Origin of the sequence: Paenarthrobacter sp. NPDC090517, from assembly GCF_044769165.1 — a bacterium.
Taxonomy (GTDB): Bacteria; Actinomycetota; Actinomycetes; order Actinomycetales; family Micrococcaceae; genus Arthrobacter.
In genome coordinates, this window is record NZ_JBIVXN010000003.1 from 399,399 (window position 1) to 421,063 (window position 21,665).

Here is a 21,665-nt window from a genome sequence, read left to right on the forward strand (position 1 = left end):
CGCCGGCAGTTCCAAACCCTGCCGGCCACTTCCGCCTCCCGGTACCGCCGGGCAAATCGGTTGCTGGCCCGCCGTCCCGCTTTCCCCGTTATGGGAAAGCGGCCTGACGGGCCAGATAACTTTAGCCTACCTGTTGTTCGTACTCCGATGCACTGAGCAGGGAATCCACTGCATCAGCTTCTGCAAGCTTTACTTCAATTAACCATCCCTCGCCGTACGGGTCCGAGTTAATGAGGGCCGGATCAGTGTCCAGGGCATCATTTCGATTGGTGACTTCACCGGTCACCGGAGCGTAGATATCACTGACACTTTTAGTGGACTCCACTTCACCGACAACTTCATTGCCGGTGACTTTCGTCCCCGGTTCAGGCATCTGGGCGTAGACAACGTCACCCAAGGCGTCCTGCGCAAAGTCGGTGATGCCAATGCGCACTACGCCATCGGCATCTGGAGCGGTAACCCATTCGTGTTCGGCGGTGTAGGAAAGTTCTTCCGGAATATTGCTCACTGGTGGCCTTTCATCGGGACATTTACGAACCTCGACGGCGGCCTTGCTGATGGCCACCGCTGAAAGTATAGGCACATTTCCCCTGCACCTCATGGGGTCTCTGCCATGATTGACCCATGACCGAACAAGCACAAGTACCAGCTCAGAAAAAGCGCAATTGGGGCGTAAAAATAATCCTGATCCTGGTGGCAGTACTTGTCGCTGTGGCCGCCTACTTCATCCTCGGGGCCATCCTTCCCCGCTGGTGGTCCGATGTCATCGCCGGACAGATCCGGCGCGACCTTGGAGCCAGCGTGCTGGTGGGAATGTTCTACGGCTTCGTCTTCACGTTCGTTCCGCTGCTCGTAGCATGGCAAGCCACCCGCAAAGCGGTGTCCTGGCCATGGAAAATCGCTATTGTCCTGGTGGCCGTCGCCATCGCGACGCCCAACCTGCTCACCGCCGGAATCGCCTTCGGCAGCACGGAGTCAGCCCACGCCGGCCAACGGACCTTGAGCGTGGATGCCGGATTCTTCACAACCTGGACAGCCATTTCCGCTGTTGCCGCCGTGGTGGTCTTCATTGCAGTCACAATTCTCTGGGCACTGTGGCGCCGTAGGGGCAAGCAAATGAAAGTGCTCAGGCAAGCAGAGAACCAACGCGTCAAGTCTGCGAAGAATGCCGAAACACAAGCGCAGGACATCACTCCCAACGCCTAGGACGACGAAAGCCCGCCATGGCATGTCCATGGCGGGCTTTCGTCGTTTTGCGGCCCTGCTTACAGTCCGGCGTCAGGCGACGGTGGCCTCACGCGGTTCGCGTTCGACGTCGGGAGTTACAACAGGCGCCGCCACTCCCCTACGCTTTGCTGCTGCCGCGGCCGCCAGCATGACCAGCAGTGCGGCAACCGTAATTCCGGCTCCAGCCCAGATGGGCGAGGTGTAGCCGAGGCCGGCGGTGATGGTAACGCCGCCGAGCCAGGCCCCGAGCGCGTTGCCAAGGTTGAACGCGCCGATGTTCGCACCGGATGCGAGCGTTGGTGCCGTAGAGGCAAAGTGCATCACGCGCATCTGGAGGCCCGGTACGGTGGCAAATCCGAAGCCACCCATGAGCGCCAGCGACACCAAAGTGGCGATGCTGCTGGAAGCGGTGAGGGCGAAGAAGACCAGCACCGCCACGAGTCCGGCAAGGATGACGACGAGGGACTTGTCCAAAGCTTTGTCGGCGGCCTTGCCGCCGAGGAAGTTGCCAACAAACAGGCCGCCTCCGAAGAGCACCAGGAGCCACGGCACGGCGCCGGACTCGAATCCGGACACCTCGGTGAGAGTGAAGGCAATATAGGTGAAGGCGCCGAACATTCCGCCGAATCCGAGGATGGTCACAATGACGGAGAGCCACACCTGACCGGACTTGAACGCGCCCAACTCGCTGCGGAGACCCTTGGTTGGTTCCGTGCTGGCTTTGGGGACCATCAGGGCAATGCCGATCAGCGCCACGACGCCGATGGCGGTGATCGCCCAGAAAGTAGAGCGCCAACCGAAGTTCTGGCCCAGCAGCGTTCCAAAGGGAACACCCAGCACGTTGGCCGCAGTGAGGCCGGTGAACATGATGGCGATGGCCCCGGCCTTCTTGTGTGCCGGCACCAGGCTCGCGGCAACTACGGAACCGATGCCGAAGAACCCGCCATGGCAGAGTGCAGCGATGACGCGGCCGATCATCATGGCCGCGTAGCTGTCTGCTATTGCGGACAGGAAGTTGCCGGCGATGAACAATACAAGCAAGCCGATGAGGACCGGCTTTCGCGGCAGCCTGGTGACTGCCGCCGTCACCAGAAGTGCACCAACGGTAACGCTGAGGGCATAGCCGGAGATGAACCAGCCTGCCGAAGCCTCACTGACCTGGAAGTCGGCGGCAACTTCCGGCAAGAGGCCCATGATGACGAATTCGGTCAGTCCAATACCGAATCCTCCGAGGGCAAGGGCAATCAACCCTGCGGGCATATGGAGCTCCTTTAAAGTTTGGTTCCGACCAGAAGTGGAAGTGCGTCATCGGGAACCGTAGAATATTAGTTGCAGACGCTCTATATATAGTTGCACACGCTAGTTACTTGCGCAAGCAACTACTTTTAGTGCGTCCTGGGTTACACGACATCAAGGCAGGAGCACAGCAGACATGGGCATCAAGGATGACGCCGTAGAAGTAAGGGCACAGGGCTGGCGAACCCTTGCCGCCCTGCACGGAAGCATCGAGGCAGAGCTGGAGAAAGCTCTCCAGGCCTCCAGCGAGCTTTCGGTGGTGGAGTACACGGTGCTGGATGCCCTGAGTCGCCAGGACGGCTGGCACATGCGGATGCAGCAGCTGGCACGCGCCACCGCCCTGTCCAGCAGTGCTACCACCCGTCTGGTCAATCGCCTTGAGGACAGGGGGCTACTCACACGCATCCTTTGCGCCGACGACCGCCGCGGCATTTACACCGAACTGACAGTGCCCGGACAGAAGCTCCTCGAGGCGGCCAAACCTGTGCACGACCAGACCCTTGCCTCGGCTCTTGAGGCGGCAGAGTCTGTCCCGGAGCTGGAACCGCTTGTGAGGGCGCTCGGCGCGCTGCAGAAGGTCTAGCCCGATCCCGGTCTTGTTTGAATTTCCCGGCGTTCAGCGCAGGGTGATCCGAATAAGACCGGGACCAAACCATACGTTAACGACCAAAGGCCGGAATCACCGTGTTTCCACGTGATTCCGGCCTTTATGGTCGGGCTGACAGGATTTGAACCTGCGACCCCTTGACCCCCAGTCAAGTGCGCTACCAAGCTGCGCTACAGCCCGCTGGTTCTACCGTTCTCCGCCTAAGTTTTCCTCCGAAGAGTCCCACCTAAGCAGTCCGGCCGAACCACCTCCAAAAGCTTACACGAAGTTGGAGGTCGGAGACGCCATCACAGCCAAAGTGCGCTGTGATGCCCGTCTCACTTAGCGCTTCTTGCCACGCTTCTCGCGGACGCGCATGTTGACCTCGATGGGTGTGCCCTCGAAGCCGAACGTTTCGCGGAGGCGACGTGTGATGAAGCGTCGGTATCCGGGGTCCAGGAAACCGGTGGTGAACAGCACGAACTTCGGCGGGCGGCTGGATGCCTGGGTGCCGAAGAGGATGCGCGACTGCTTTCCGCCACGGACCGGGTGCGGGTGCGCCGCGACGAGCTCGCCAAGGAACGCGTTGAGGCGTCCGGTGGGGATACGGCGGTCCCAGCTCTCCAGCGCGATATCCAGCGCAGGGACCAGACGGTCCTTGTGCCAGCCGGTCTTGGCCGAGATGTTGACGCGGGGAGCCCACTCCACGTGGGCCAGGTCCTGCTCGATTTCACGCTCCAGGTAACGGCGGCGTTCGTCGTCCAGCAGGTCCCACTTGTTGAACGCAAGCACCAGCGCACGGCCGGACTCAATGGCCAACTGCAGGATACGGACGTCCTGCTCGCTGAGGACCTCGTCGACGGCAAGAAGCACGACGGCGACCTCCGCCTTTTCGAGGGCGGCCTGCGTACGCAGGGAAGCGTAGAAGTCGGCGCCCTGTGCCATGTGCTGGCGGCGGCGGATACCTGCGGTGTCCACGAAGCGCCACGTGCGGTCGCCAAGCTCGATGAATTCGTCAACGGGGTCGCGGGTGGTGCCGGCCAGCGGATCCACCACAACGCGCTCGGAGCCTGCGAGCTTGTTCAGCAGGGAAGACTTACCAACGTTCGGGCGGCCGATCAGGGCGATACGGCGGGGACCGCCGGAACGCTCCACACCGTCCACCAAGGAGTACTCGGGCAGGGTGTCCATGACGTGGTCCAGGAGGTCGGCAACACCACGGCCGTGCAGGGCCGAAACCGGATACGGCTGGCCGAAGCCCAATCCCCACAGTGCAGCGGAATCGGCCTCCTGTGCGAAGTCGTCCACCTTGTTGGCCACCATAATGACCGGCTTCTTGCTCTTGCGGAGCATCTTCATGACGCCCTCATCAGTGGCGGTCGCGCCAACGGCAGAGTCAACGACGAAAAGCACGGCGTCAGCAAGCTCAACGGCCATTTCGGCCTGCTCGGCTACGCGGGCGTGGATGCCCTTGGCGTCGTGCTCCCAACCACCGGTGTCCACCAGCGTGAAGTTGCGGCCGTTCCAGCGCGCCGAGTACATGACACGGTCGCGGGTAACGCCCGGGGTGTCCTCAACAACGGCTTCGCGGCGGCCAAGGATGCGGTTAACCAGTGTGGACTTGCCAACGTTCGGGCGACCGATGATGGCCAAAACCGGATCCAGCTTGAGGGGACCTTCTTCGCCTTCATCGCCGTATTCGCCGCTGAGCAGCGCAGCATCTTCTTCGTCGAGTTCGTAATCGTCCAGGCCGGCCCGGAGGGTGGCCGCGCGGAGCTCGGCCTCGTCGTCGTCCAGGGCCGCCAGGTTTTCCGCCACCTGGTCGGTGCCGGTGGGCGTGTATTCGTCGTCGCCGGCTCCGTGGAGGCCGGATTTTTGAGTCGTATCGCTCATTGCACTTTCCTTAGTGGTGGTCTGCCGGCGTCCCGGCTACTGCTGTATGGCGGTGCTGCGAAGTGGTTTCGCCGGGCGCAGGTTCCAGGGGAAGGCCCTGGCCTGTAGCCCGGATGGCGTCCTGGACGTGTTCGGCCAGGGCTTCACGGATCTCCGCAGCCGCCCTGTCCATTGAAACACGCCCGGGTTCGCCCTTCCGGCGCTTCACCGTGATGGGTTCGCCGAAGCTGACATGGAGCTTACGGCGGGGTTTGGGGATATGGTCTCGATGCTCATCACCTTGGCGGGTTCCCAGGATGGCCACGGGGATGACGGTAGCTCCCGAGTTGAGGGCGAGCCAGGCAACTCCGTTACTGATGCTTTCGGCCGAGCCGCTCCCCCGCGTTCCTTCGGGAAGAATCCCTACGCAACGACCGGCGTCGAGCAGTTTCTTGCCGACATGCAGGGCGGTACGGTCACCGGCGCGGTCCACAGGTATCTGTCCGGATCCCCTCAGGACAGCACCCGGAAAGCCCTTAAACATCTCTTTCTTAACGAGGATATGCATGGGGCGCGGCGATGCACCGAACATCACAGGCCCATCAAGGAAGCTGATGTGGTTCGCAGCAAATATCACGGGTCCGGCAGCGGGAACATTGCTTTTGCCCGCCACGCTGGTCCTGTAGATGACGTGATCCAGGAACCAACCAACCGGCCGGCTCCACATCTTGCTCCCTACAGGGGGGAGCTGATTCTCAGTCACCATAGATAACCTTGCTCACGATTGCCAAGGCGGTCTGCACGGTTTCCTCAAAGTTCAGTTCCGAAGAGTCGAGTGTCACCACGCCGTCGGCCGCTTGGGTGAAATTCACTACCGTTGAGTCCTTGGCGTCACGCTGGATTACCTGGGCCTTGAGCTGTTCTTTCGTCTGCGTGCCGCCCAACTGGATCCCACGGCGTCGCATCCTGGCTTCCTCGCTGGCGGTCAACAGCATTCGGACCTCAGCATTGGGGACGACGACGGTGGTGATGTCGCGTCCCTCCACCACCATGCGGCGGTGGTGCTGATCGATCAGCTCACGCTGGCGACGGATCAGCTCGGTGCGGGCACCGAGTGTAGTGGCGACAGCACTGACCGACGAGGAGATCAAAGGATCCCGGATTTCGTCCGTGATGTCCGTGCCGTCAACGGCCACATACTCCGTGGCAGTAGTGGTACTGATCTCCAGCGGCATGACTTTGGAAGCCTGTTCCACCGCAGCGCCATCCTGGAGGTCAACACCGGTCTTGAGGCAGTACCACGTCAGCGCCCGGTACATCGCACCGGTATCCAGGTACGCCAGTTTCAAACGTCGGGCAAGTTCCTTGCTGACGCTGGACTTGCCGGACCCTGAAGGGCCGTCGATTGCGATCACGAGCGGCTTGCCGGGACGGGCAACTGTTTCCGGGCCAAAAAATTCACGCGTCATTACTGAAGTACCCGCCATCCACGGTCAGTCAAAGCTTCAACAAGGAGGTCATGCTTGCTCGGAAGCACGGAAAGCTCCACCATGCCCACGTTCTGTCCCGACGAATGGTCGAGCCGAAGGTCTTCAAGGTTCACCCCGATCTCGCCGATCTCCGTGAGGAGGTGCGCGATCTGGCCAGGCTTGTCATCCACCAGGATGGTGAGCCATGAGTACGCCTGAGGAGGTCCGCCGTGCTTGCCAGGAATCCGGGCCTGCCCTGCGTTCCCCTCGCTGATCAGCTGGGCAAGGTCAAGCCGCGCACCGGGAGCGAGCGGTTCTTCCAAGGTACCGATCAATCGGTTCAGGTCCTCGCGCACACCGTGCAGGATGGACACCACCTTCTCCGCGTTGCCGCCCAGGATCTGTACCCAGAGGGTAGGATCGCTGGCTGCAATGCGGGTAGTGTCCCGGAGTCCGTTGCCTGCCAAGGAGAGGGCATGCAGCGGCGTGCCTTGCAGACGGCTCGCCAGAAGGGAAGACATGATCTGCGGCAGATGCGACACCAACGCCACGGCTTCATCGTGCTCGTCCGCAGTGAACTGGGAAACGATCGCTCCCAGATCCCCCGCAAGCGAACGTGCAGCCTGAAGTGCAGCATCCGACGTTTCTTCGGAAGGGCAAATCACCCAGGGCATGGAGGTGAAAAGCTCTCCCCTGGCGGCAACCGGGCCGGATTTCTCCCTGCCTGCCATGGGATGGGTACCCACATAGCGGGCAAGGTCCACGCCGCGTTCCCGCAGTTGCGCCTGGATGGCGGCTTTAACGCTGGCAATATCGACCACCACAGCGGACGGGTAGTCCGCCAGTGCCTTCTGCACGACGTCTGCAGTAACATCCGGCGGAGCCGCGACAACTACCAATTGGGGATCTTCATCCAACTCCCCCAACGGACGTCCCGCACCGATATCCACCGCAACCGCCTGGTTGGTGGGCGACGGATCGAAAAGGAAAACCGGGACCCCGCGCCCACGCAAGCCCAGGCCGATGCTGGCGCCAAGCAAGCCTGTACCGAGGACGACGACCGGGCCATCAAGATGGCCCCGGCCGTGCGTACCGAATGCCGACATGCCCTAGAGTCCCACCGATGCCAGGAGGTGTCCGACTTCCTGCCTGCCCAAGTTACGGATGCTGCCCTGGCGCTGGTCGCCCAAGCCAATGGGACCCACCTTCACGCGGACAAGACGCTCCACCGGGAACCCGACGGCGTCGAACATGCGGCGCACGATGCGGTTCTTGCCCGAGTGCAGGACAACCTCGATCAGGACGTGGCCCGGAGTGGAGTCCACCAAGCGGAAGGAATCCACCGCAGCTACGCCGTCTTCAAGCTCGACGCCGTTCTTCAGCTTTGCGCCCACGCCTTGCGGGAACGGGCCACGCACCTGGACCAGGTACGTCTTGGGTACCTCATACGAAGGGTGCGTCAAGCGGTTGGCGAGTTCGCCGTCGTTTGTCAGCAGCAGCAGTCCCTCAGTGGCGACATCGAGGCGGCCGACGTGGAACAGGCGTTCGCCCTTGTTCTTATTGTTCTTGAGGAAGTCGCTGATGCAGGGACGGCCCTCGGGGTCCTCCATGGTGGAAACGACGCCCTTGGGCTTGTTGAACACCATGTAGACAAGGGTTTCGTCCAGCTGGATCCGGATGCCATCGACGTGGATCACGGCGGACGTTGGGTCCACTCGCATACCAAGTTCGGTGGTAACCACGCCATCAACTTCGACGCGTCCTTCGAGGATCATTTCCTCGCACACACGGCGTGAGGCCACGCCAGCCTGTGCCATGACCTTCTGCAGGCGAACGCCGTCAACATCGTGAAGATCGGACTGCGGGACTTCCTGGCGCGGACCGCGGTTGCGACCCGGCTTCCGGATGGGGCCCAGGTTCTGGCCGAAGCGTTCGCTGCCGAAGGCTTTGGAGCCGTACTGCCGCGCAGGCTTCGCCTTGGGCTTCAGGGCCCCCGGAGTGCCCGGGGCTTTGCCGAAGCCGGGCTTGTTGGAGCCTGGCTTGCGGAAGGGCTTCGCGGGCCTGGCTGCCTGGCCGCGATCGTAATCGCCCGCAGTTGTGGGGTTGTCAGGATCGAAAGGGGCCGCTTCGCGCGGCTTCGATGCCTTGAAGGGGCGTCCTTCGCCCTGGGTGAAGTTGCGCTTTCCAGCGCCGGCGCTGCCGCCGCGGCCCGAGAAGCCGCCGGCGTTGGAGCGGCCGGTGCCGCCCTTGGCCTCATTGCGTCCGGAGCTGTTGCGTCCCGAACCGTTACGTGGTGAACTCTGGCGTCCCGCCTGTGTCATGACCCGTCCTTGTGTAGTAATGGCCGGCAATTTGGTGTTGAAATCAACACTAGCCAGCCGGGCAGACATCGTCTGCCCCTTGTCGCTGTGCACCTGGTCAGGTGCCGTGAATCAGTATGAAGTTTTGCTGCAGTGCCGATGTGGGCCGTAGCTACATCCGGCTTGCGTCGTAGTACTCGTCGATCCCTTCCAAACCCGGAAGGTGCGGCGAAAGCTGTGGCAATTCAGCCACCGAGCCGATGCCCATCCGTTCCAGGAAGTACGAGGTTGTCCGGTAAAGGACTGCTCCCGATTCGGGATCGTTTCCGGAGTCCTCGATCAAACCCCTCTGGGTAAGCGTCCGGACTACGGAATCGACGTTGACGCCGCGAATGGCGGACACCCGAGCCCTGGAGACCGGTTGCCGGTAAGCAATTACCGCCAGGGTCTCAAGCGCTGCCTGAGTAAGCCTGGTGGTCTGGCCCTCGAGGACGAACCTGCCCACGATGTCAGCAAATTCCGACCGTGAGTAGATCCGCCACCCGCCGGCGACGTTCCGCAATTCAAAACCCCGGGGTGCAGTACTGGCAGCGGCAAAGCCGACAGCATCCACGTCCGGGGCTTTAACAGTATAGCCGCTATACTCCCGCTGCAGGTCCTGCAGCAAATCCTCGACGACGGCGACCGTCACGTTGAGTCCGGCGGCCAGCTCTTCCGAGGTGGCCGGCTCATCAATGACCATAAGGACCGCCTCCAGCGCTGCCCGTGCACCGCCGGGCAGGGCTTCCAGTTCAGCCAAGCCGTCCTTGACTGCTTCCTGCTCACTCACTGGCGCCATCCCCGCTTCAATCTGTTTCTGTTCCTGATTCGTACTCCTCGCTCAGGCTGGAACTGTCCCAGCCGGCGTCATCACCTGTCCACCGAACGGTCAGCTCAGCCAACGGCCCAGGCTGTTCGAACGCGACCACGCGGTCGCGGAACATCTCCAGCAACGCCAGGAAACGTGCCACCACCACCAAAGTAGTTTCGGCGTCGGCAATCAGCGCCTGGAAGGACAGCGGCGCGCCCAGCTTCAAGCGGTAGCCCATGATTTCGGCTTGTTCCTTGACGCTCACCGGCGGAGCATGGAGATGGTCCAAGCCCACCTCGGCAGGAGCGGAATCCTTGGGTTTCAGTGCTTTGGCGGCAAGTTCCGCGAACTGCTCCGGCGTGTGCCGCCATACGAGCTCTGGAAGCAGCGCGGCGAAATGCCCTTCCAGCGCAACCTGCCGCGGGTACCTACGGCCTTCCTGTTCCAGTGTCCCGCCCAGGATCCCGGCGATCTCCTTGAAAGCCTTGTACTGGAGCAGACGGGCGAACAGCAGGTCCCTCGCCTCCAGGAGAGCGATATCCTCAGCGTCCTCCACCTCCCCGGCAGGCAGGAGGCGCGCCGCCTTCAAATCCAGCAGCGTTGCAGCTATCACCAGGAACTCGCTGGCTTCATCCAGCGCCCAGTCCTCCCCCAACTGCTGAAGGCGCCTGATGTACTTGATGAATTCATCGGTGACCGTGGCCAACGCCACCTCGGTGATATCCAGCTTGTGCTTGGAAATGAGGCCGAGCAAAAGATCAAAGGGGCCCGTGAAGTTAGCGAGCCGTACCTCAAAGCCGGCCTTACGGGCTTCGGAGGTACCGGCGTCGGGCTTATCCGTTTGAACAGGCGTATCGGTTTGAGCAGGCGTATCGGTTTGAACAGGCGCCTCCGTTTGAGCAGGCGACGCCAGGTCCGCTTCAGCGGTGGGGGCGAATGACGGTCCCACCGTCCGCTAGGGCGCGCCGCCGCGCGAAATCAGTTCCTTGGCAAGACGGCGGTAAGCGTCGGCGCCGATGTGGTTTCCGGCGTAGCTGGTGATGGGTTCCGCGGCCACGGTGGCATCTGCAAACTTGATGGAACGCTTGATGACCGTCTCGAAGACCTTGTCCCCGAATGCCTCCACCAAGCGCGAGATGACCTCGCGGCTGTGCAGGGTGCGGGCGTCGTACATGGTGGCCAGGACGCCGTCCACCTGCAGGCGCGGGTTGAGGCGGTCCTGTACTTTCTCGATGGTTTCCACCAGGAGTGCGACGGCGCGCAAGGCGAAGAATTCACAGATCAGCGGGATGATGACGCCGTGGGCTGCAGTCAACGCGTTTACTGTCAGCAGGCCCAACGACGGCTGGCAGTCGATCAGTACGACGTCGTAATCGTCCTCAACGCTCTTAAGCGCGCGGTCCAGGACCTGCTCGCGGGCTACCTCGTTGACGAGCTGGACTTCGGCAGCGGATAGATCAATGTTGGCGGGCAAGAGGTCAACACCCTCAACACCGGTCTGCTGGATGGCATCACGGATGTTTACTTTGCGGTCCATCAGCACGTTGTAGACGGTGAGGTCGAGCTCGTGCGGGTTTGCCCCGAGGCCGGCGGAAAGCGCCCCTTGGGGGTCAAAGTCCACCAACAGCACACGCCGGCCATACTCTGCGAGCGCAGCCGCCAGGTTGATCGTGGAGGTGGTTTTACCCACGCCACCCTTTTGATTGACCATGGCAATGACTCTCGCCGGTCCGTGGGAGGCCAGTGGAGCGGGTTCCGGGAATTCGCGGTGAGGACGGCCCGTGGGCCCCATGATGGCGTCTTCCAGATCGAGCTCGGTGCCTTCCAGCGTAGCTGTTCCCCGTTCGATGCTCACGTATCTAACCACTCTTTCGACGACGATCTTCCCTGCCGCTGCGCCCCCGGCGACAGCGCTGCTACCCCTTTAGGCTACAGCGCCCGACACGGTTATTTGGGGAACTTGACATTGGTCGATTCCTGAGCCTTGACCCTCTGGTTGAGGTCGAAGGTTGACCGGATGATCGCATCCGGCTGAAGGGAACAGCGAAGGCCGGCACCTGGTGGGGTGCCGGCCTTCGCGCTACCGTACTGCGTTGGAGCTGATCCTGTTAGACGGTGGCCTTTTCGCGGTTTTCCACCTCGGGTGCGGCCTCTTCTTCGCCGCCGTGGGCGATCATGGTCTGCTCGTCGAAGGGCTCACTACCGGAGAGGACACGCTCCACCTGGCCGTTGTCGATTTCCTTCACCCAGGTGCCGATGAGGACTGTGGCAACTGCGTTGCCGGTGAAGTTGGTCAAGGCGCGGGCCTCGGACATGAAGCGGTCGATTCCAACGATCATGCCTACGCCACCCAAGAGCTCCGGCTTGTGTGCCTGGAGACCGGCAGCAAGGGTGGCAAGTCCGGCACCCGTAACGCCTGCAGCGCCCTTGGAAGCGATGATCATGAAGACCAGCAGGGAGATCTGGGCACCGAGATCCAACGGTGTGCCCATGGCGTTGGCCACGAAGAGCGATGCCATGGTCAGGTAGATCGCCGTGCCGTCGAGGTTGAAGGAGTAGCCCGTGGGGACGGTGACGCCGACAACCGGCTTGGAGACACCCAGGTGCTCCATCTTGGCGATCAGGCGGGGCAAGGCTGCCTCGGAGGAAGAGGTGGAGAAGATCAGGAGGTATTCGCGGGCCAAGTACTTCATGAGCTTGAAGATGTTCACGCCTGCCACTGCGCGGAGCAGCGTACCGAGGATAACCACGATGAACAGGGCGCAGGTTACGTAGAAAGCAAGCATCAGGGTGAACATGCTGAGGATCGCCTGCGCGCCGGTGGCACCAACGACGGCGGCGATGGCGCCGAACGCTCCAACCGGGGCCAGCCACATGATCATGATGAGGATGCGGAACACGAGGCGCTGTCCGTGACCGATGGCGGTGAGGATGGGTGCACCCTGTTTCCCCATCTTCTGAAGTGCAAAACCGACCAGGATGGCGGCTAGAAGGGTGGGCAGGACCGGGATGTCGCCGGGGATGATTCCCAGGAGGAAGTCCACTGTGCTGTTGGTATCGGCCTTCTTGGTGGGGTCGTACGGGGTCAGCTTGAGCCCCTCGCCCGGGTGGATCAGGTTGCCCACCACCAAGCCGATGGCGAGGGCAAACGTGGACATTGCCACGAAGTAGCCCAGGGCGAGTCCCCCCACCTTGCCAACGGTTGCGGCCTTGGCAATAGAGCCGATGCCCAGGACGATGGTGCAGAAGATGACCGGGGCAATCATCATCTTGATGAGCTTGATGAAGCCGTCGCCGAGCGGCTTGAGGGACTTGCCGACCTCGGGGAACATCAGGCCGACCACGGCGCCGAGCACTACGGCCAGGATGACCGCGATGTACAGGTAATGCGACTTGTCGAGCCCCTTGCGTCCACCTTTGGCGGCTACTGCCGACTCTCCTCGTTGAGAGGTCATGGGATTCTCCTTCTGGATACTGTGTAAGGCGCCGCGGTCCTGCACTGATGTCCAATCCGCTGCCCTTGTGTGATATCCATCATTGAGCCGCAGGTGACACACATCACCGTTGCGGTCATATTGGTCATGGGAGGCCCACGTGTTTCACAGCTGGAGCATCGCCCGCCGCTTGTTCGTGGCGAATCTGTTATTCGTCCTGGTGCTGACGGCGGTCTTCGGCGCGTTCTCCGTGGTGGAAGCCAGGGACAGGGCCTATGACGAAGCCGGCGGAAGAATGCAGGCGATCGCCACATCCCTGGCCAACAATCCCCTTGTCCTGGAAGCCTCTTCCATGACTGATCCCTCAGCCATCCTCCAGCCCTATGCGCGGGAAGTCATGGACGACGCCGATGCTGATTTCATCACCATCATGGCTCCGGACAGGACACGCTGGACCCACCCCCGGACCGAGGAACTGGGTAAGCCCTACATAGGGACCATAGAGCCAGCCCTCGGCGGTGAAACCTTCACCGAAGTTACTGCTGGAACCTTGGGTCCCTCGGTCCGAACCATCGCTCCCGTCAAGGACGCCGGCGGAAGCGTCAAAGCCCTGGTGGCTGCCGGCATCACGGTCCGCACCGTGGACACCGACGTTGCCGAGAGGCTGGGAGTGATCGGCGGAATTGCCTTGGTGGTGTTGGTCTTCGGTTCCTTCGCGTCGTGGCTGCTTGGAAGATACCTTCGATCAGTTACCCGCGGCTGGGGGCCCGAGCAACTTGCACAACTGTTCGCGTACTACGAGTCCGTCCTCCACTCCGTCCGCGAAGGCGTGATCCTGATTGACACACACGGCAAGGCGGTGATGTACAACGACCAAGCCGCAGAGCTTCTGGGCCTGCAGCCGTCCGACGCCGACCGGTCCCCTGACGATGCCCCGAAACTCGCCGATCTTCCGTTCGATGGCAGCCTGCGGGCGCTGTTTGAATCGGGAAGGCCCGCACATGACGAAATCCACCTGACCGGTTCCCGGATCCTGGTGGTCAATCAAGCTCCGGCGGTCGGGCCGGTGCCTGAGCGGAGCCGGCAGAAACCCGCCGTCTACGGCACGGTGGCCACTATCCGCGACCGTACCGAGATCGAGTCCCTGGGCACGGAGCTCCAGACGATGAAGACCCTCTCCGATGCCCTGCGCGCCCAGACACATGAGCATGCGAACCGGCTCCATATGATCGTTTCCCTTCTGGAGCTGGGCCGTACTCCCCAGGCCTTGGACTTTGCCACCAAGGACCTTGAGCTCAGCCAGCAACTCACCGATGACATGGTGGCCTCCGTGGATGAGCCCGTCATGAGCGCCCTGGTGATGGGAAAGGCCGCGGAAGCCCACGAACGCGGCGTGGAACTGGTGGTCCGGACATCAGGCAGCTCCGGCGTGCGCGGCCTTGAGATCCAGGACCTGGTAACTATCCTCGGGAACCTGCTGGACAACGCGATTGACGCTGCCGCTGCCGGCGACTTTCCCCGGAAGGTGGAGCTGGACGTAGAAGCCGGGCCTGCCGCCGTCGAATTTACGGTGCGGGACTCCGGCAGCGGCATCAATCCGGGCTCCATCGATGACGTCCTGCAGTACGGCTTCAGCACGAAGTCCCCGGAAGGAAACCCGCAAGGTGCCCATGGCCGGGGCGTTGGCCTGGCCTTGGTGCGTCAGGCTGTGGAGCGGCTCAACGGTACGATGACCATCAGCAATCCCGGCGGAGCACAGTTCCATGTCTTGCTCCCCGCGCCGGATACCGAGGAAGAGAAGGCATGACAGAGATCCGTGTCCTGGTGGTGGAGGACGAGCCCATAGCCTCGGACGCCCACTCTGTCTACATTGGCCGGTTGGACGGCTTCACCTTGGTGGGGACGGCACCCGATGGCCAGTCGGCGTTGCGCATCCTGGGCGAATTTGCGGCGTCCGGTTCCCCCGTGGACCTCGTCCTGCTGGACATGAACCTCCCTGACCTTCACGGCCTGGACGTCGCCCGGCGCATGCGTTCCGCCGGGGTCTTTGCCGACATCATCGCCATCACTGCGGTCCGTGAACTGAACATTGTCCGCAGCGCCGTGTCCATCGGCGTCGTGCAGTACCTCATCAAGCCGTTCACGTACGCCACTTTTGCCGACAAGCTCAGCAGCTACCGGACCTTCCGCGAACAGCTGGCGGGCTCGATGTCCGGCATTTCCAAAGCAGGGGCCTCGCAGAGTGACGTTGACCAGGCGTTCGCGAGTCTTCGTGCGCCCACGGAACTGCCGCTGCCAAAGGGACTCTCCGGGTCAACGCTGGAGTCAGTGAAGGACTTGGTGAGGGCGGGGCAGCGGCCGGTGTCCGCAAGTGAAGTCATGGACGCGCTGGGGATGTCCCGCGTCACCGCCCGCCGCTATCTGGAATACCTCGCCGACGCCGGAACGGTCACCAGGGCACCGCGGTACGGCACCCCTGGCCGCCCGGAGAACGAGTACGGCTGGAACCGGGCCTAGGGATCCTCCCGTTCCCTGCGCCTCCGCAGTAAGCTGGTGGCGACCCATGGAGAGCCCATGTCCGCACAACCGCCGCTCAGACAACCAGAATCACCAGCGCTACCGCAGCTGATGGAAGCCCGCGAGGCATTTGCCCGTGGACACTGGGACGCTGCGCGTCGGACCATGGAAAGTGCCGGTGAAGAATCTCCGCTGAGCCTCGAGGACCTGGAAATCCTGGCGCGCTCCAAATGGTGGCTCGGCGACGTTCAGGGTTCCATGGCACTATCCGAGGAAGTATTTCGCGGATTGGTCGCCGGTAGACAGTTCCAGGCCGCCGCCAAGGCTGCGCTGACCTTGTCCTTGCAGTGGGGCGTCCGCGGGAACATCGCCGTGTCATCGGCATGGCTGAACCGGGCGCGACGATTATTGGACAGGCTTCCCGAGTCTCCGGAGCACGGATACTTGCTGTATCTGGAGGGCAACGACGCAATCTACCTCGAAGGTGATGCGGACTCTGCCCTTGCCGCTTCCCTCCAGCTGACCGCCATGAACCGTAGGCAGAAAGCTCCCGAGCTGGAGAGTTTCGCGTTCATGCTGTCGGGTCTCGCCGCCGTCCGGAGCGGCCAGGCAGCCCGCGGCTTTGAGGACCTGGACCAAGCACTGCTTCCCGTGATGGCCGGCCAGGTATCGGCGGAGTGGGGTGGCGACATCTACTGCTCCGTCATCCACCTCTGCTACGAGCTGGCCGACTACTCCCGCATGAGGTGGTGGACTGACGCCTTGGCCGCGTGGTGCGCCAACTTGTCTACGTCCTTCATGTACTCAGGGATCGTCCGGGTCCACGAACTGCAGCTGATCAGTGCCGAAGGTGGCTGGAAGCAGGCAGAGGAGGAATTGGCGCGCCTCGGCGAGCGTCTTCGGAATGCCCACGCTTGGATTGCGGCCGACTGTTTCTACGAACTGGGAGACATTCGCCGGAGACAGGGAAACAGGTCCGGCGCCGCGGCCGCTTATGCCATGGCGCGTGGACTCGGCGTAGATGCGCAGCCCGGCTCGGCCTTGCTGCTTGCTGATGCCGGAAAGGACGAGGAAGCGCTCACGGATCTCTGCGCCGCGTTGGCAGACCGCGGGCGCCTTGGACGGGCCTGGTTGCTGCTGCCGCTCGTGGAGTTGCTTGCACCACGGGACGCTGATAGTGCTGAGGTGTATTGCAGTGAACTGGAAGGAACTGCTGCTTACTACGGGACAGCGGGATTGATTGCCTGGGCACATCATGCCAGGGGCACTTTGTTGATGGCCCAAGGCCGCTGGCTCCAGTCGCTGCCCGAGTTCGAAACGGCAGCGCAGGGCTACCGTTTCCAGCATTTACGCTATGAGCTGGCACGGATCCATGAGCGAATATCGTCAGTCCGGGCGGCGCTGGGCGAGACCGGTGCGGCCGATGCGGAGCGCGCCACCGCTGCCGCCATCCGTAAGCAGCTTGGAGCTGCACCGTTCTCCTTGCCAAATGTTGGTCCTGCCCTGGGTGGGCTGACAGCCAGGGAAATGGAAGTACTGGGCTGCGTGTTGGCCGGCTCAAGCAACAGGCATATAGCTCAGACCCTCACTATCTCCGAGAAAACAGCCAGCCGCCATCTGGCGAACATCTTCACCAAGATCGGCGTTAACTCCAGGACCGCTGCGGCTGCTTGGGCTCGTCATCACGGAATAGCAGAACACCCCCGGACTTGAGCCTGCATGTTTTGACCCATGGTGCGCCAAAAGATGCAGGTTTTCGCGGACGCGCTGGAAGGCTCCGCGGCCATACCTTGAAACTACGGGCAACGGGCCGGATAGGCCGGCCACCGCATCAGTAAGGACCAGCGATGAACAGCACCCAGGCTGAGCAACGGGAAGCATCCACGGCGGCGGAAGCCGTCCAACAGGCTACTGGCCGATTGATCGGAATCCTCAACGATTCTTCCATCGCCCTCTTGGTGGTTGTGGGCCACCAAACTGGCCTTTTCGAGACGTTGTCGGCCCTCCCTCCAGCCTCTGGCCGCCTTATTGCCGATGCATCAGGCCTCAATGAGCGCTACGTCAGGGAATGGCTGGGCGGCATGACCTCGGCTGGTTTCGTGGACTACCAACCGGTCAGCGGAACTTATCTCCTGCGCCCGGAATTCGTTCCTGTGGTAACAGGTGCAGGTACCGAAAATTTCGCGCGAACACTGCAGTACGTGCCGCTAATGGGAGAGGTGGCCCCGAAGATCGTCCATGCGTTCCGGACGGGAGGCGGAACAAGCTACGAGGACTACCCGCGGTTTCATCACATCATGGCTTCTGAAAGCGCTGCGGTGAACGATGCAGCACTCGTGGAGACAATCCTTCCCCTGACAGATTGCGTGGAAGCACTGCGCAGCGGCATCTCCGTCGCCGACATCGGATGCGGCGAAGGTCATGCTTTGAACCTGCTGGGTTCCACCTTCCCTGCCAGCACTTTTACCGGCTATGACTTCTCCGCCGAGGCATTGGCAACCGCCGCCGCCGAGGCCTCGGCCTTGGGACTTTCGAATGTCCGCTTCGAGCTTCAGGATGTGAGCCGGCTGGACATCGCCGAGGCGTTCGACTTGGTGTCAGCGTTTGATGCCATCCACGATCAAGCCCACCCAGCGGAGGTTCTGAAGAACATCCGTGCTGCCCTCAAGCCAGGCGGCACCTTCCTGATGGTGGACATCAATGCTTCAAGCCGGCTGGAGGAGAACTTGGAGCTCCCGTGGGCCGCCTTCCTGTACACCATTTCCACATTCCACTGCATGGCTGTTTCCTTGGGGCAAGGCGGCGATGGCCTGGGCACGGTATGGGGGAAGGAGCGGGCAACGGAGATGCTTCGCGAAGCGGGTTTCCGGAGCGTGGAGGTGAAGGAAGTAGAGGAGGACCCGTTCAACGCGTACTTCCTCGCCCACGCATGAATGTATACATTGAAGGAATATTCTCTCTGTTTTGTGCCGCAATCAGGGATTTCTGTATACACTGGGGGCATGCGTGCCAGTGATCGGGCCTACTCAGCCCTACGGGAAGACATCATTGAATGGCGCCTGCGACCGGGAACGGTCCTCGCGGAAGTGGAGCAGTCCGAACGCCTCGGAGTGTCCCGGACGCCCGTCCGGGAGGCTCTGAGCCGGCTCACCGCTGAGGGATTGACGACGGCGGCAGGCGGCCGCGGCGTCGTCGTCACCGATATCTCGCTGGACAGCATCGACGAACTGTTCGAACTGCGCGAAACCCTTGAAATCAGGGCCGCCGCCTTGGCTGCCGAACGCGGGGACCCGGGTGTTTTCGCCGAGTTGCATGCCCAACTGTTGTTGGCCCCTGAACTGCTTCGCGAGACTGATCCGGCACGGCACGAGTATTACGCCTTGGTGAGCCGGTTGGATGACGCCATTGATGCCGCGGTCTCGAACTCCTACCTGGCCAACGCCATGCGGAGCCTGCGCGTCCATCTGGTCCGCGTCCGCCGCCTTGCAGCCGACGACTCCGCCCGGCTCCACGCAGCAGCCGCAGAACATGCCGCGATTGCAGAGGCCATCGCCGCGGGCAACCCGCGGCTGGCCGAAGCGGCCACCACACTCCACCTGCACCGCAGCCTCACCCACGTCAAAGCCACCCACGCTACTGCCCTGAAACACCCTGCCTAGAAGGAGCACCATGGTTAAGAACCATCACGTCCGCGTCTACAAGAGCGAAGAGAACCTGCCCCGCGAGGAGCAGTTGGCGCACAAGATCGCCGTGGTCGCCGCCGACCCCGTCGAAGTGACGCCTGAGGTCACCGACATGGTGATCAACCGGATCATCGATAACGCCTCGGTGGCCATCGCCTCGCTGAACCGGGCACCCATTGTCGCAGCCCGTGCGCAGGCACTGACCCACGCGCCGTCAGCCAACGGCAAGGGCGCCCGCGTGTTCGGCATCGAAGATCAGGTCTCCCCCGAGTGGGCTGCCTGGGCCAACGGCGTGGCGGTACGCGAACTCGATTACCACGACACGTTCCTGGCCGCGGACTACTCCCACCCGGGGGACAACATTCCCCCGATCCTGGCTGTTGCCCAGCATGTGGGTTCCAACGGCGCGGATCTGGTCCGTGCCATCGCCACCGGGTACGAGATCCAGGTGAACCTGGTCAAGGCCATCTGCCTGCACAAGCACAAGATCGACCACGTGGCACACCTCGGACCCTCCGCCGCCGCGGGCATCGGCACGTTGTTGGGTCTGGATGTGGAAACGATCTTCCAGTCCGTGGGCCAGGCACTGCACACCACCACCGCCACCCGGCAGTCCCGCAAGGGCGAAATCTCCACCTGGAAGGCTCACGCACCGGCGTTCGCAGGCAAAATGGCCGTCGAAGCCGTGGACCGCTCCATGCGCGGCCAAACCTCACCCGTGCCGATCTACGAAGGCGAAGACGGAGTGATCGCCTGGATGCTGGACGGCCCGGACGCCTCCTACGAAGTCCCCTTGCCGCTGCCCGGTGAAGCCAAGCGCGCCATCCTGGACACCTACACCAAGGAACACTCCGCCGAGTACCAGGCCCAGGCCTGGATCGACCTCGCCCGCAAGCTCAACCGCGAGCATCCGGAAACCACGGACCCGGCCAACGTGAAGTCCGTGCTGATCAAGACCAGCCACCACACCCACTACGTCATCGGCTCCGGCGCCAACGACCCCCAGAAATACTCCCCCAGCGCGTCCCGCGAAACCCTGGACCACTCCATCCCGTACATCTTCACTGTCGCGTTGCAGGACGGGGCGTGGCACCACGTGGATTCCTACGCCCCCGAACGCGCGGCCCGTCCGGACACCGTGGAACTGTGGCACAAGGTCACCACGGTGGAAGACCCGGAATGGACGCGCCGGTACCACTCCCTGGACATCGCAGAGAAGGCCTTCGGCGGTTCCGTGGAGATCACCCTGACCGACGGATCGGTTATCACGGACGAGATCGCTGTGGCTGACGCCCACCCGCTCGGTGCCCGGCCGTTCGCCCGCGAGCAATACATCAACAAATTCCGTACCCTCGCAGCAGGACTCGTGGAGGAAGCCGAAATCGAAAGGTTCCTCGCCGCCGTCGAACGCGTCACCGAACTCGGCGCCGGCGAACTGGACCAACTGAACATCACCGCCGCGCCCGGCGTGATCGACCTCAACAACGCGCCCAAGGGGCTGTTCTAAATGCTGTACTCCACAACCACCCCCGAACAGAAACGGGTGCGCCTGCGGGAGTTGCTGGCCTCAGGGACCGTGCAGCAGTTCCCGGGCGCCTTCAACCCGCTCTCAGCACGCCTGATCGAAGAAAAGGGCTTCGCCGGGGTCTACATCTCCGGCGCCGTCCTGGCCAACGACCTCGGCCTGCCCGACATCGGACTGACCACGTTGACTGAGGTGGCTACCCGCGCCGGGCAGATCGCCCGCATGACGGAACTGCCCTCCCTCGTGGACGCCGACACCGGCTTCGGCGAACCCATGAACGTGGCCCGCACCATCCAGGAACTCGAGAACGCGGGCCTGGCCGGCTGCCACATTGAGGACCAGTTCAACCCGAAACGCTGCGGACACCTGGACGGCAAAAACGTCGTCGACATCGACACCGCCACCAAACGCATCCGCGCCGCAGCAGACGCCCGACGCGACCCGAACTTCCTCATCATGGCCCGCACCGACATCCGGGCGGTCGACGGAATCCAAGCCGCGCAAGACCGCGCCAAAGCCCTCGTGGACGCCGGCGCCGACGCGATCTTCCCCGAAGCCATGCGGGACCTGGACGAATTCCAAGCCATCCGCGACGCCGTGGACGTGCCCATCCTGGCCAACATGACCGAGTTCGGCAAAAGCGACCTCTACACCACCGAGCAACTCCAAAGCGTTGGCGTGAACATGGTCATCTACCCCGTCACCCTCCTCCGCATTGCCATGGGCGCTGCAGAGCGTACTCTGGAATCGATCAAGGCTGCGGGGACCCAAGAAGCGCAAGTGGAAAACATGCTCACGCGTGCGCGCCTCTACGAACTCGTCGACTACGAGGCATACAACCAATTCGATACCGGCGTATTCAACTTCCAGGTTCCTGGCATTCGCTAGGTCCCGGGATTCATACAG

20 protein-coding genes and 1 tRNA gene are annotated in these 21,665 nt (G+C 62.5%); 9 read left to right on the plus strand and 12 right to left on the minus strand.

Annotated elements, in window-relative coordinates; genetic code table 11:
- Positions 1–121: 121 nt before the first annotated feature.
- On the minus strand, positions 122–508 hold the full coding sequence (gcvH, locus tag ACIQTW_RS13465; RefSeq protein ID WP_017200815.1) for a glycine cleavage system protein GcvH: 387 nt from the start codon (positions 506–508) through the stop codon (positions 122–124).
- A gap of 116 nt (positions 509–624) precedes the next feature.
- On the opposite strand from gcvH, the gene ACIQTW_RS13470 reads away from it, so the two are divergent.
- Positions 625–1,206 (plus strand): hypothetical protein, encoded by a 582-nt coding sequence (locus ACIQTW_RS13470; RefSeq protein WP_402937487.1) that lies wholly within the window; start codon positions 625–627, stop codon positions 1,204–1,206.
- A 72-nt stretch (positions 1,207–1,278) separates the two neighbouring features.
- Here ACIQTW_RS13470 and ACIQTW_RS13475 read toward each other — a convergent pair whose 3' ends face one another.
- On the minus strand, positions 1,279–2,487 hold the full coding sequence (locus tag ACIQTW_RS13475) for an MFS transporter (RefSeq protein WP_402937489.1): 1,209 nt from the start codon (positions 2,485–2,487) through the stop codon (positions 1,279–1,281).
- Positions 2,488–2,659: 172 nt separating this feature from the next.
- On the opposite strand from ACIQTW_RS13475, the gene ACIQTW_RS13480 reads away from it, so the two are divergent.
- A complete protein-coding gene (locus tag ACIQTW_RS13480; protein WP_402937492.1) occupies positions 2,660–3,106 on the plus strand; it encodes a MarR family winged helix-turn-helix transcriptional regulator in 447 nt (148 codons plus the stop codon).
- Between the two features lie 127 nt (positions 3,107–3,233).
- Here the strand turns inward: ACIQTW_RS13480 and ACIQTW_RS13485 are convergent.
- The 10 genes from ACIQTW_RS13485 to ACIQTW_RS13530 form a co-directional block, all read right to left on the minus strand.
- Positions 3,234–3,310 (minus strand) — tRNA-Pro (locus tag ACIQTW_RS13485).
- A gap of 141 nt (positions 3,311–3,451) precedes the next feature.
- Positions 3,452–5,002 carry a ribosome biogenesis GTPase Der gene (gene der, locus ACIQTW_RS13490; RefSeq protein WP_402937495.1) on the minus strand — a complete coding sequence of 517 codons (1,551 nt, stop codon included), beginning with the start codon at positions 5,000–5,002 and terminating at the stop codon, positions 3,452–3,454.
- A 10-nt stretch (positions 5,003–5,012) separates the two neighbouring features.
- Positions 5,013–5,708: a lysophospholipid acyltransferase family protein gene (locus tag ACIQTW_RS13495; protein ID WP_402937597.1), complete on the minus strand. Its 696-nt coding sequence runs from the start codon at positions 5,706–5,708 to the stop codon at positions 5,013–5,015.
- Between the two features lie 28 nt (positions 5,709–5,736).
- Positions 5,737–6,450, minus strand: coding sequence for a (d)CMP kinase (cmk, locus tag ACIQTW_RS13500; protein WP_402937497.1), 714 nt, complete (start codon positions 6,448–6,450; stop codon positions 5,737–5,739).
- Positions 6,450–7,556: a prephenate dehydrogenase gene (locus ACIQTW_RS13505; protein ID WP_402937500.1), complete on the minus strand. Its 1,107-nt coding sequence runs from the start codon at positions 7,554–7,556 to the stop codon at positions 6,450–6,452. Before ACIQTW_RS13505 ends, cmk begins: the two co-directional genes overlap by 1 nt.
- Before the next feature lie 3 nt (positions 7,557–7,559).
- The gene (locus tag ACIQTW_RS13510; RefSeq protein WP_017200807.1) at positions 7,560–8,771 is read right to left on the minus strand and encodes a pseudouridine synthase; all 1,212 of its coding nucleotides are present in this window, start codon (positions 8,769–8,771) and stop codon (positions 7,560–7,562) included.
- 151 nt (positions 8,772–8,922) lie between these two features.
- Positions 8,923–9,588 carry an SMC-Scp complex subunit ScpB gene (locus ACIQTW_RS13515; RefSeq protein WP_402937503.1) on the minus strand — a complete coding sequence of 222 codons (666 nt, stop codon included), beginning with the start codon at positions 9,586–9,588 and terminating at the stop codon, positions 8,923–8,925.
- Positions 9,589–9,595: 7 nt separating this feature from the next.
- Positions 9,596–10,549, minus strand: coding sequence for a segregation and condensation protein A (locus ACIQTW_RS13520; RefSeq protein ID WP_402937506.1), 954 nt, complete (start codon positions 10,547–10,549; stop codon positions 9,596–9,598).
- Between the two features lie 6 nt (positions 10,550–10,555).
- On the minus strand, positions 10,556–11,455 hold the full coding sequence (locus ACIQTW_RS13525; protein WP_011774377.1) for a ParA family protein: 900 nt from the start codon (positions 11,453–11,455) through the stop codon (positions 10,556–10,558).
- A 253-nt stretch (positions 11,456–11,708) separates the two neighbouring features.
- A complete protein-coding gene (locus tag ACIQTW_RS13530) occupies positions 11,709–13,055 on the minus strand; it encodes a cation:dicarboxylate symporter family transporter (RefSeq protein WP_402937509.1) in 1,347 nt (448 codons plus the stop codon).
- A gap of 139 nt (positions 13,056–13,194) precedes the next feature.
- Here ACIQTW_RS13530 and ACIQTW_RS13535 point away from each other — a divergent pair, with 139 nt between their 5' ends.
- The 7 genes from ACIQTW_RS13535 (at position 13,195) to prpB (ending at position 21,647) form a co-directional block, all read left to right on the plus strand.
- The gene (locus tag ACIQTW_RS13535) at positions 13,195–14,841 is read left to right on the plus strand and encodes an ATP-binding protein (RefSeq protein ID WP_402937512.1); all 1,647 of its coding nucleotides are present in this window, start codon (positions 13,195–13,197) and stop codon (positions 14,839–14,841) included.
- A complete protein-coding gene (locus tag ACIQTW_RS13540) occupies positions 14,838–15,551 on the plus strand; it encodes a response regulator (RefSeq protein WP_091466581.1) in 714 nt (237 codons plus the stop codon). Before ACIQTW_RS13535 ends, ACIQTW_RS13540 begins: the two co-directional genes overlap by 4 nt.
- Positions 15,552–15,608: 57 nt before the next feature.
- On the plus strand, positions 15,609–17,264 hold the full coding sequence (locus ACIQTW_RS13545) for a LuxR C-terminal-related transcriptional regulator (protein WP_402937516.1): 1,656 nt from the start codon (positions 15,609–15,611) through the stop codon (positions 17,262–17,264).
- A 134-nt stretch (positions 17,265–17,398) separates the two neighbouring features.
- Positions 17,399–18,484 (plus strand): class I SAM-dependent methyltransferase, encoded by a 1,086-nt coding sequence (locus tag ACIQTW_RS13550; RefSeq protein WP_402937520.1) that lies wholly within the window; start codon positions 17,399–17,401, stop codon positions 18,482–18,484.
- A gap of 69 nt (positions 18,485–18,553) precedes the next feature.
- Positions 18,554–19,210 (plus strand): GntR family transcriptional regulator, encoded by a 657-nt coding sequence (locus ACIQTW_RS13555; protein WP_402937522.1) that lies wholly within the window; start codon positions 18,554–18,556, stop codon positions 19,208–19,210.
- Between the two features lie 10 nt (positions 19,211–19,220).
- Complete coding sequence (locus tag ACIQTW_RS13560) at positions 19,221–20,741, plus strand: MmgE/PrpD family protein (RefSeq protein ID WP_402937524.1); 1,521 nt, start codon at positions 19,221–19,223, stop codon at positions 20,739–20,741.
- The gene (gene prpB / locus ACIQTW_RS13565) at positions 20,742–21,647 is read left to right on the plus strand and encodes a methylisocitrate lyase (RefSeq protein ID WP_402937526.1); all 906 of its coding nucleotides are present in this window, start codon (positions 20,742–20,744) and stop codon (positions 21,645–21,647) included. It abuts the gene before it with no gap.
- The last annotated feature ends 18 nt before the right edge of the window (positions 21,648–21,665 follow it).

Excerpts from the sequence above, each read along its gene's own strand:
- ACIQTW_RS13530 (WP_402937509.1), bottom strand. The coding sequence starts at position 13,055 with ATGACCTCTCAACGAGGAGAGTCGGCAGTAGCCGCCAAAGGTGGACGC.
- der (WP_402937495.1), bottom strand. The coding sequence starts at position 5,002 with ATGAGCGATACGACTCAAAAATCCGGCCTCCACGGAGCCGGCGACGAC.
- ACIQTW_RS13545 (WP_402937516.1), top strand. The coding sequence starts at position 15,609 with ATGTCCGCACAACCGCCGCTCAGACAACCAGAATCACCAGCGCTACCG.
- ACIQTW_RS13470 (WP_402937487.1), top strand. The coding sequence starts at position 625 with ATGACCGAACAAGCACAAGTACCAGCTCAGAAAAAGCGCAATTGGGGC.
- prpB (WP_402937526.1), top strand. The coding sequence starts at position 20,742 with ATGCTGTACTCCACAACCACCCCCGAACAGAAACGGGTGCGCCTGCGG.
- ACIQTW_RS13480 (WP_402937492.1), top strand. The coding sequence starts at position 2,660 with ATGGGCATCAAGGATGACGCCGTAGAAGTAAGGGCACAGGGCTGGCGA.
- ACIQTW_RS13540 (WP_091466581.1), top strand. The coding sequence starts at position 14,838 with ATGACAGAGATCCGTGTCCTGGTGGTGGAGGACGAGCCCATAGCCTCG.
- ACIQTW_RS13555 (WP_402937522.1), top strand. The coding sequence starts at position 18,554 with ATGCGTGCCAGTGATCGGGCCTACTCAGCCCTACGGGAAGACATCATT.
- ACIQTW_RS13550 (WP_402937520.1), top strand. The coding sequence starts at position 17,399 with ATGAACAGCACCCAGGCTGAGCAACGGGAAGCATCCACGGCGGCGGAA.
- ACIQTW_RS13510 (WP_017200807.1), bottom strand. The coding sequence starts at position 8,771 with ATGACACAGGCGGGACGCCAGAGTTCACCACGTAACGGTTCGGGACGC.
- cmk (WP_402937497.1), bottom strand. The coding sequence starts at position 6,450 with ATGACGCGTGAATTTTTTGGCCCGGAAACAGTTGCCCGTCCCGGCAAG.
- ACIQTW_RS13515 (WP_402937503.1), bottom strand. The coding sequence starts at position 9,588 with ATGGCGCCAGTGAGTGAGCAGGAAGCAGTCAAGGACGGCTTGGCTGAA.
- ACIQTW_RS13505 (WP_402937500.1), bottom strand. The coding sequence starts at position 7,556 with ATGTCGGCATTCGGTACGCACGGCCGGGGCCATCTTGATGGCCCGGTC.
- ACIQTW_RS13560 (WP_402937524.1), top strand. The coding sequence starts at position 19,221 with ATGGTTAAGAACCATCACGTCCGCGTCTACAAGAGCGAAGAGAACCTG.
- ACIQTW_RS13475 (WP_402937489.1), bottom strand. The coding sequence starts at position 2,487 with ATGCCCGCAGGGTTGATTGCCCTTGCCCTCGGAGGATTCGGTATTGGA.
- ACIQTW_RS13495 (WP_402937597.1), bottom strand. The coding sequence starts at position 5,708 with ATGTGGAGCCGGCCGGTTGGTTGGTTCCTGGATCACGTCATCTACAGG.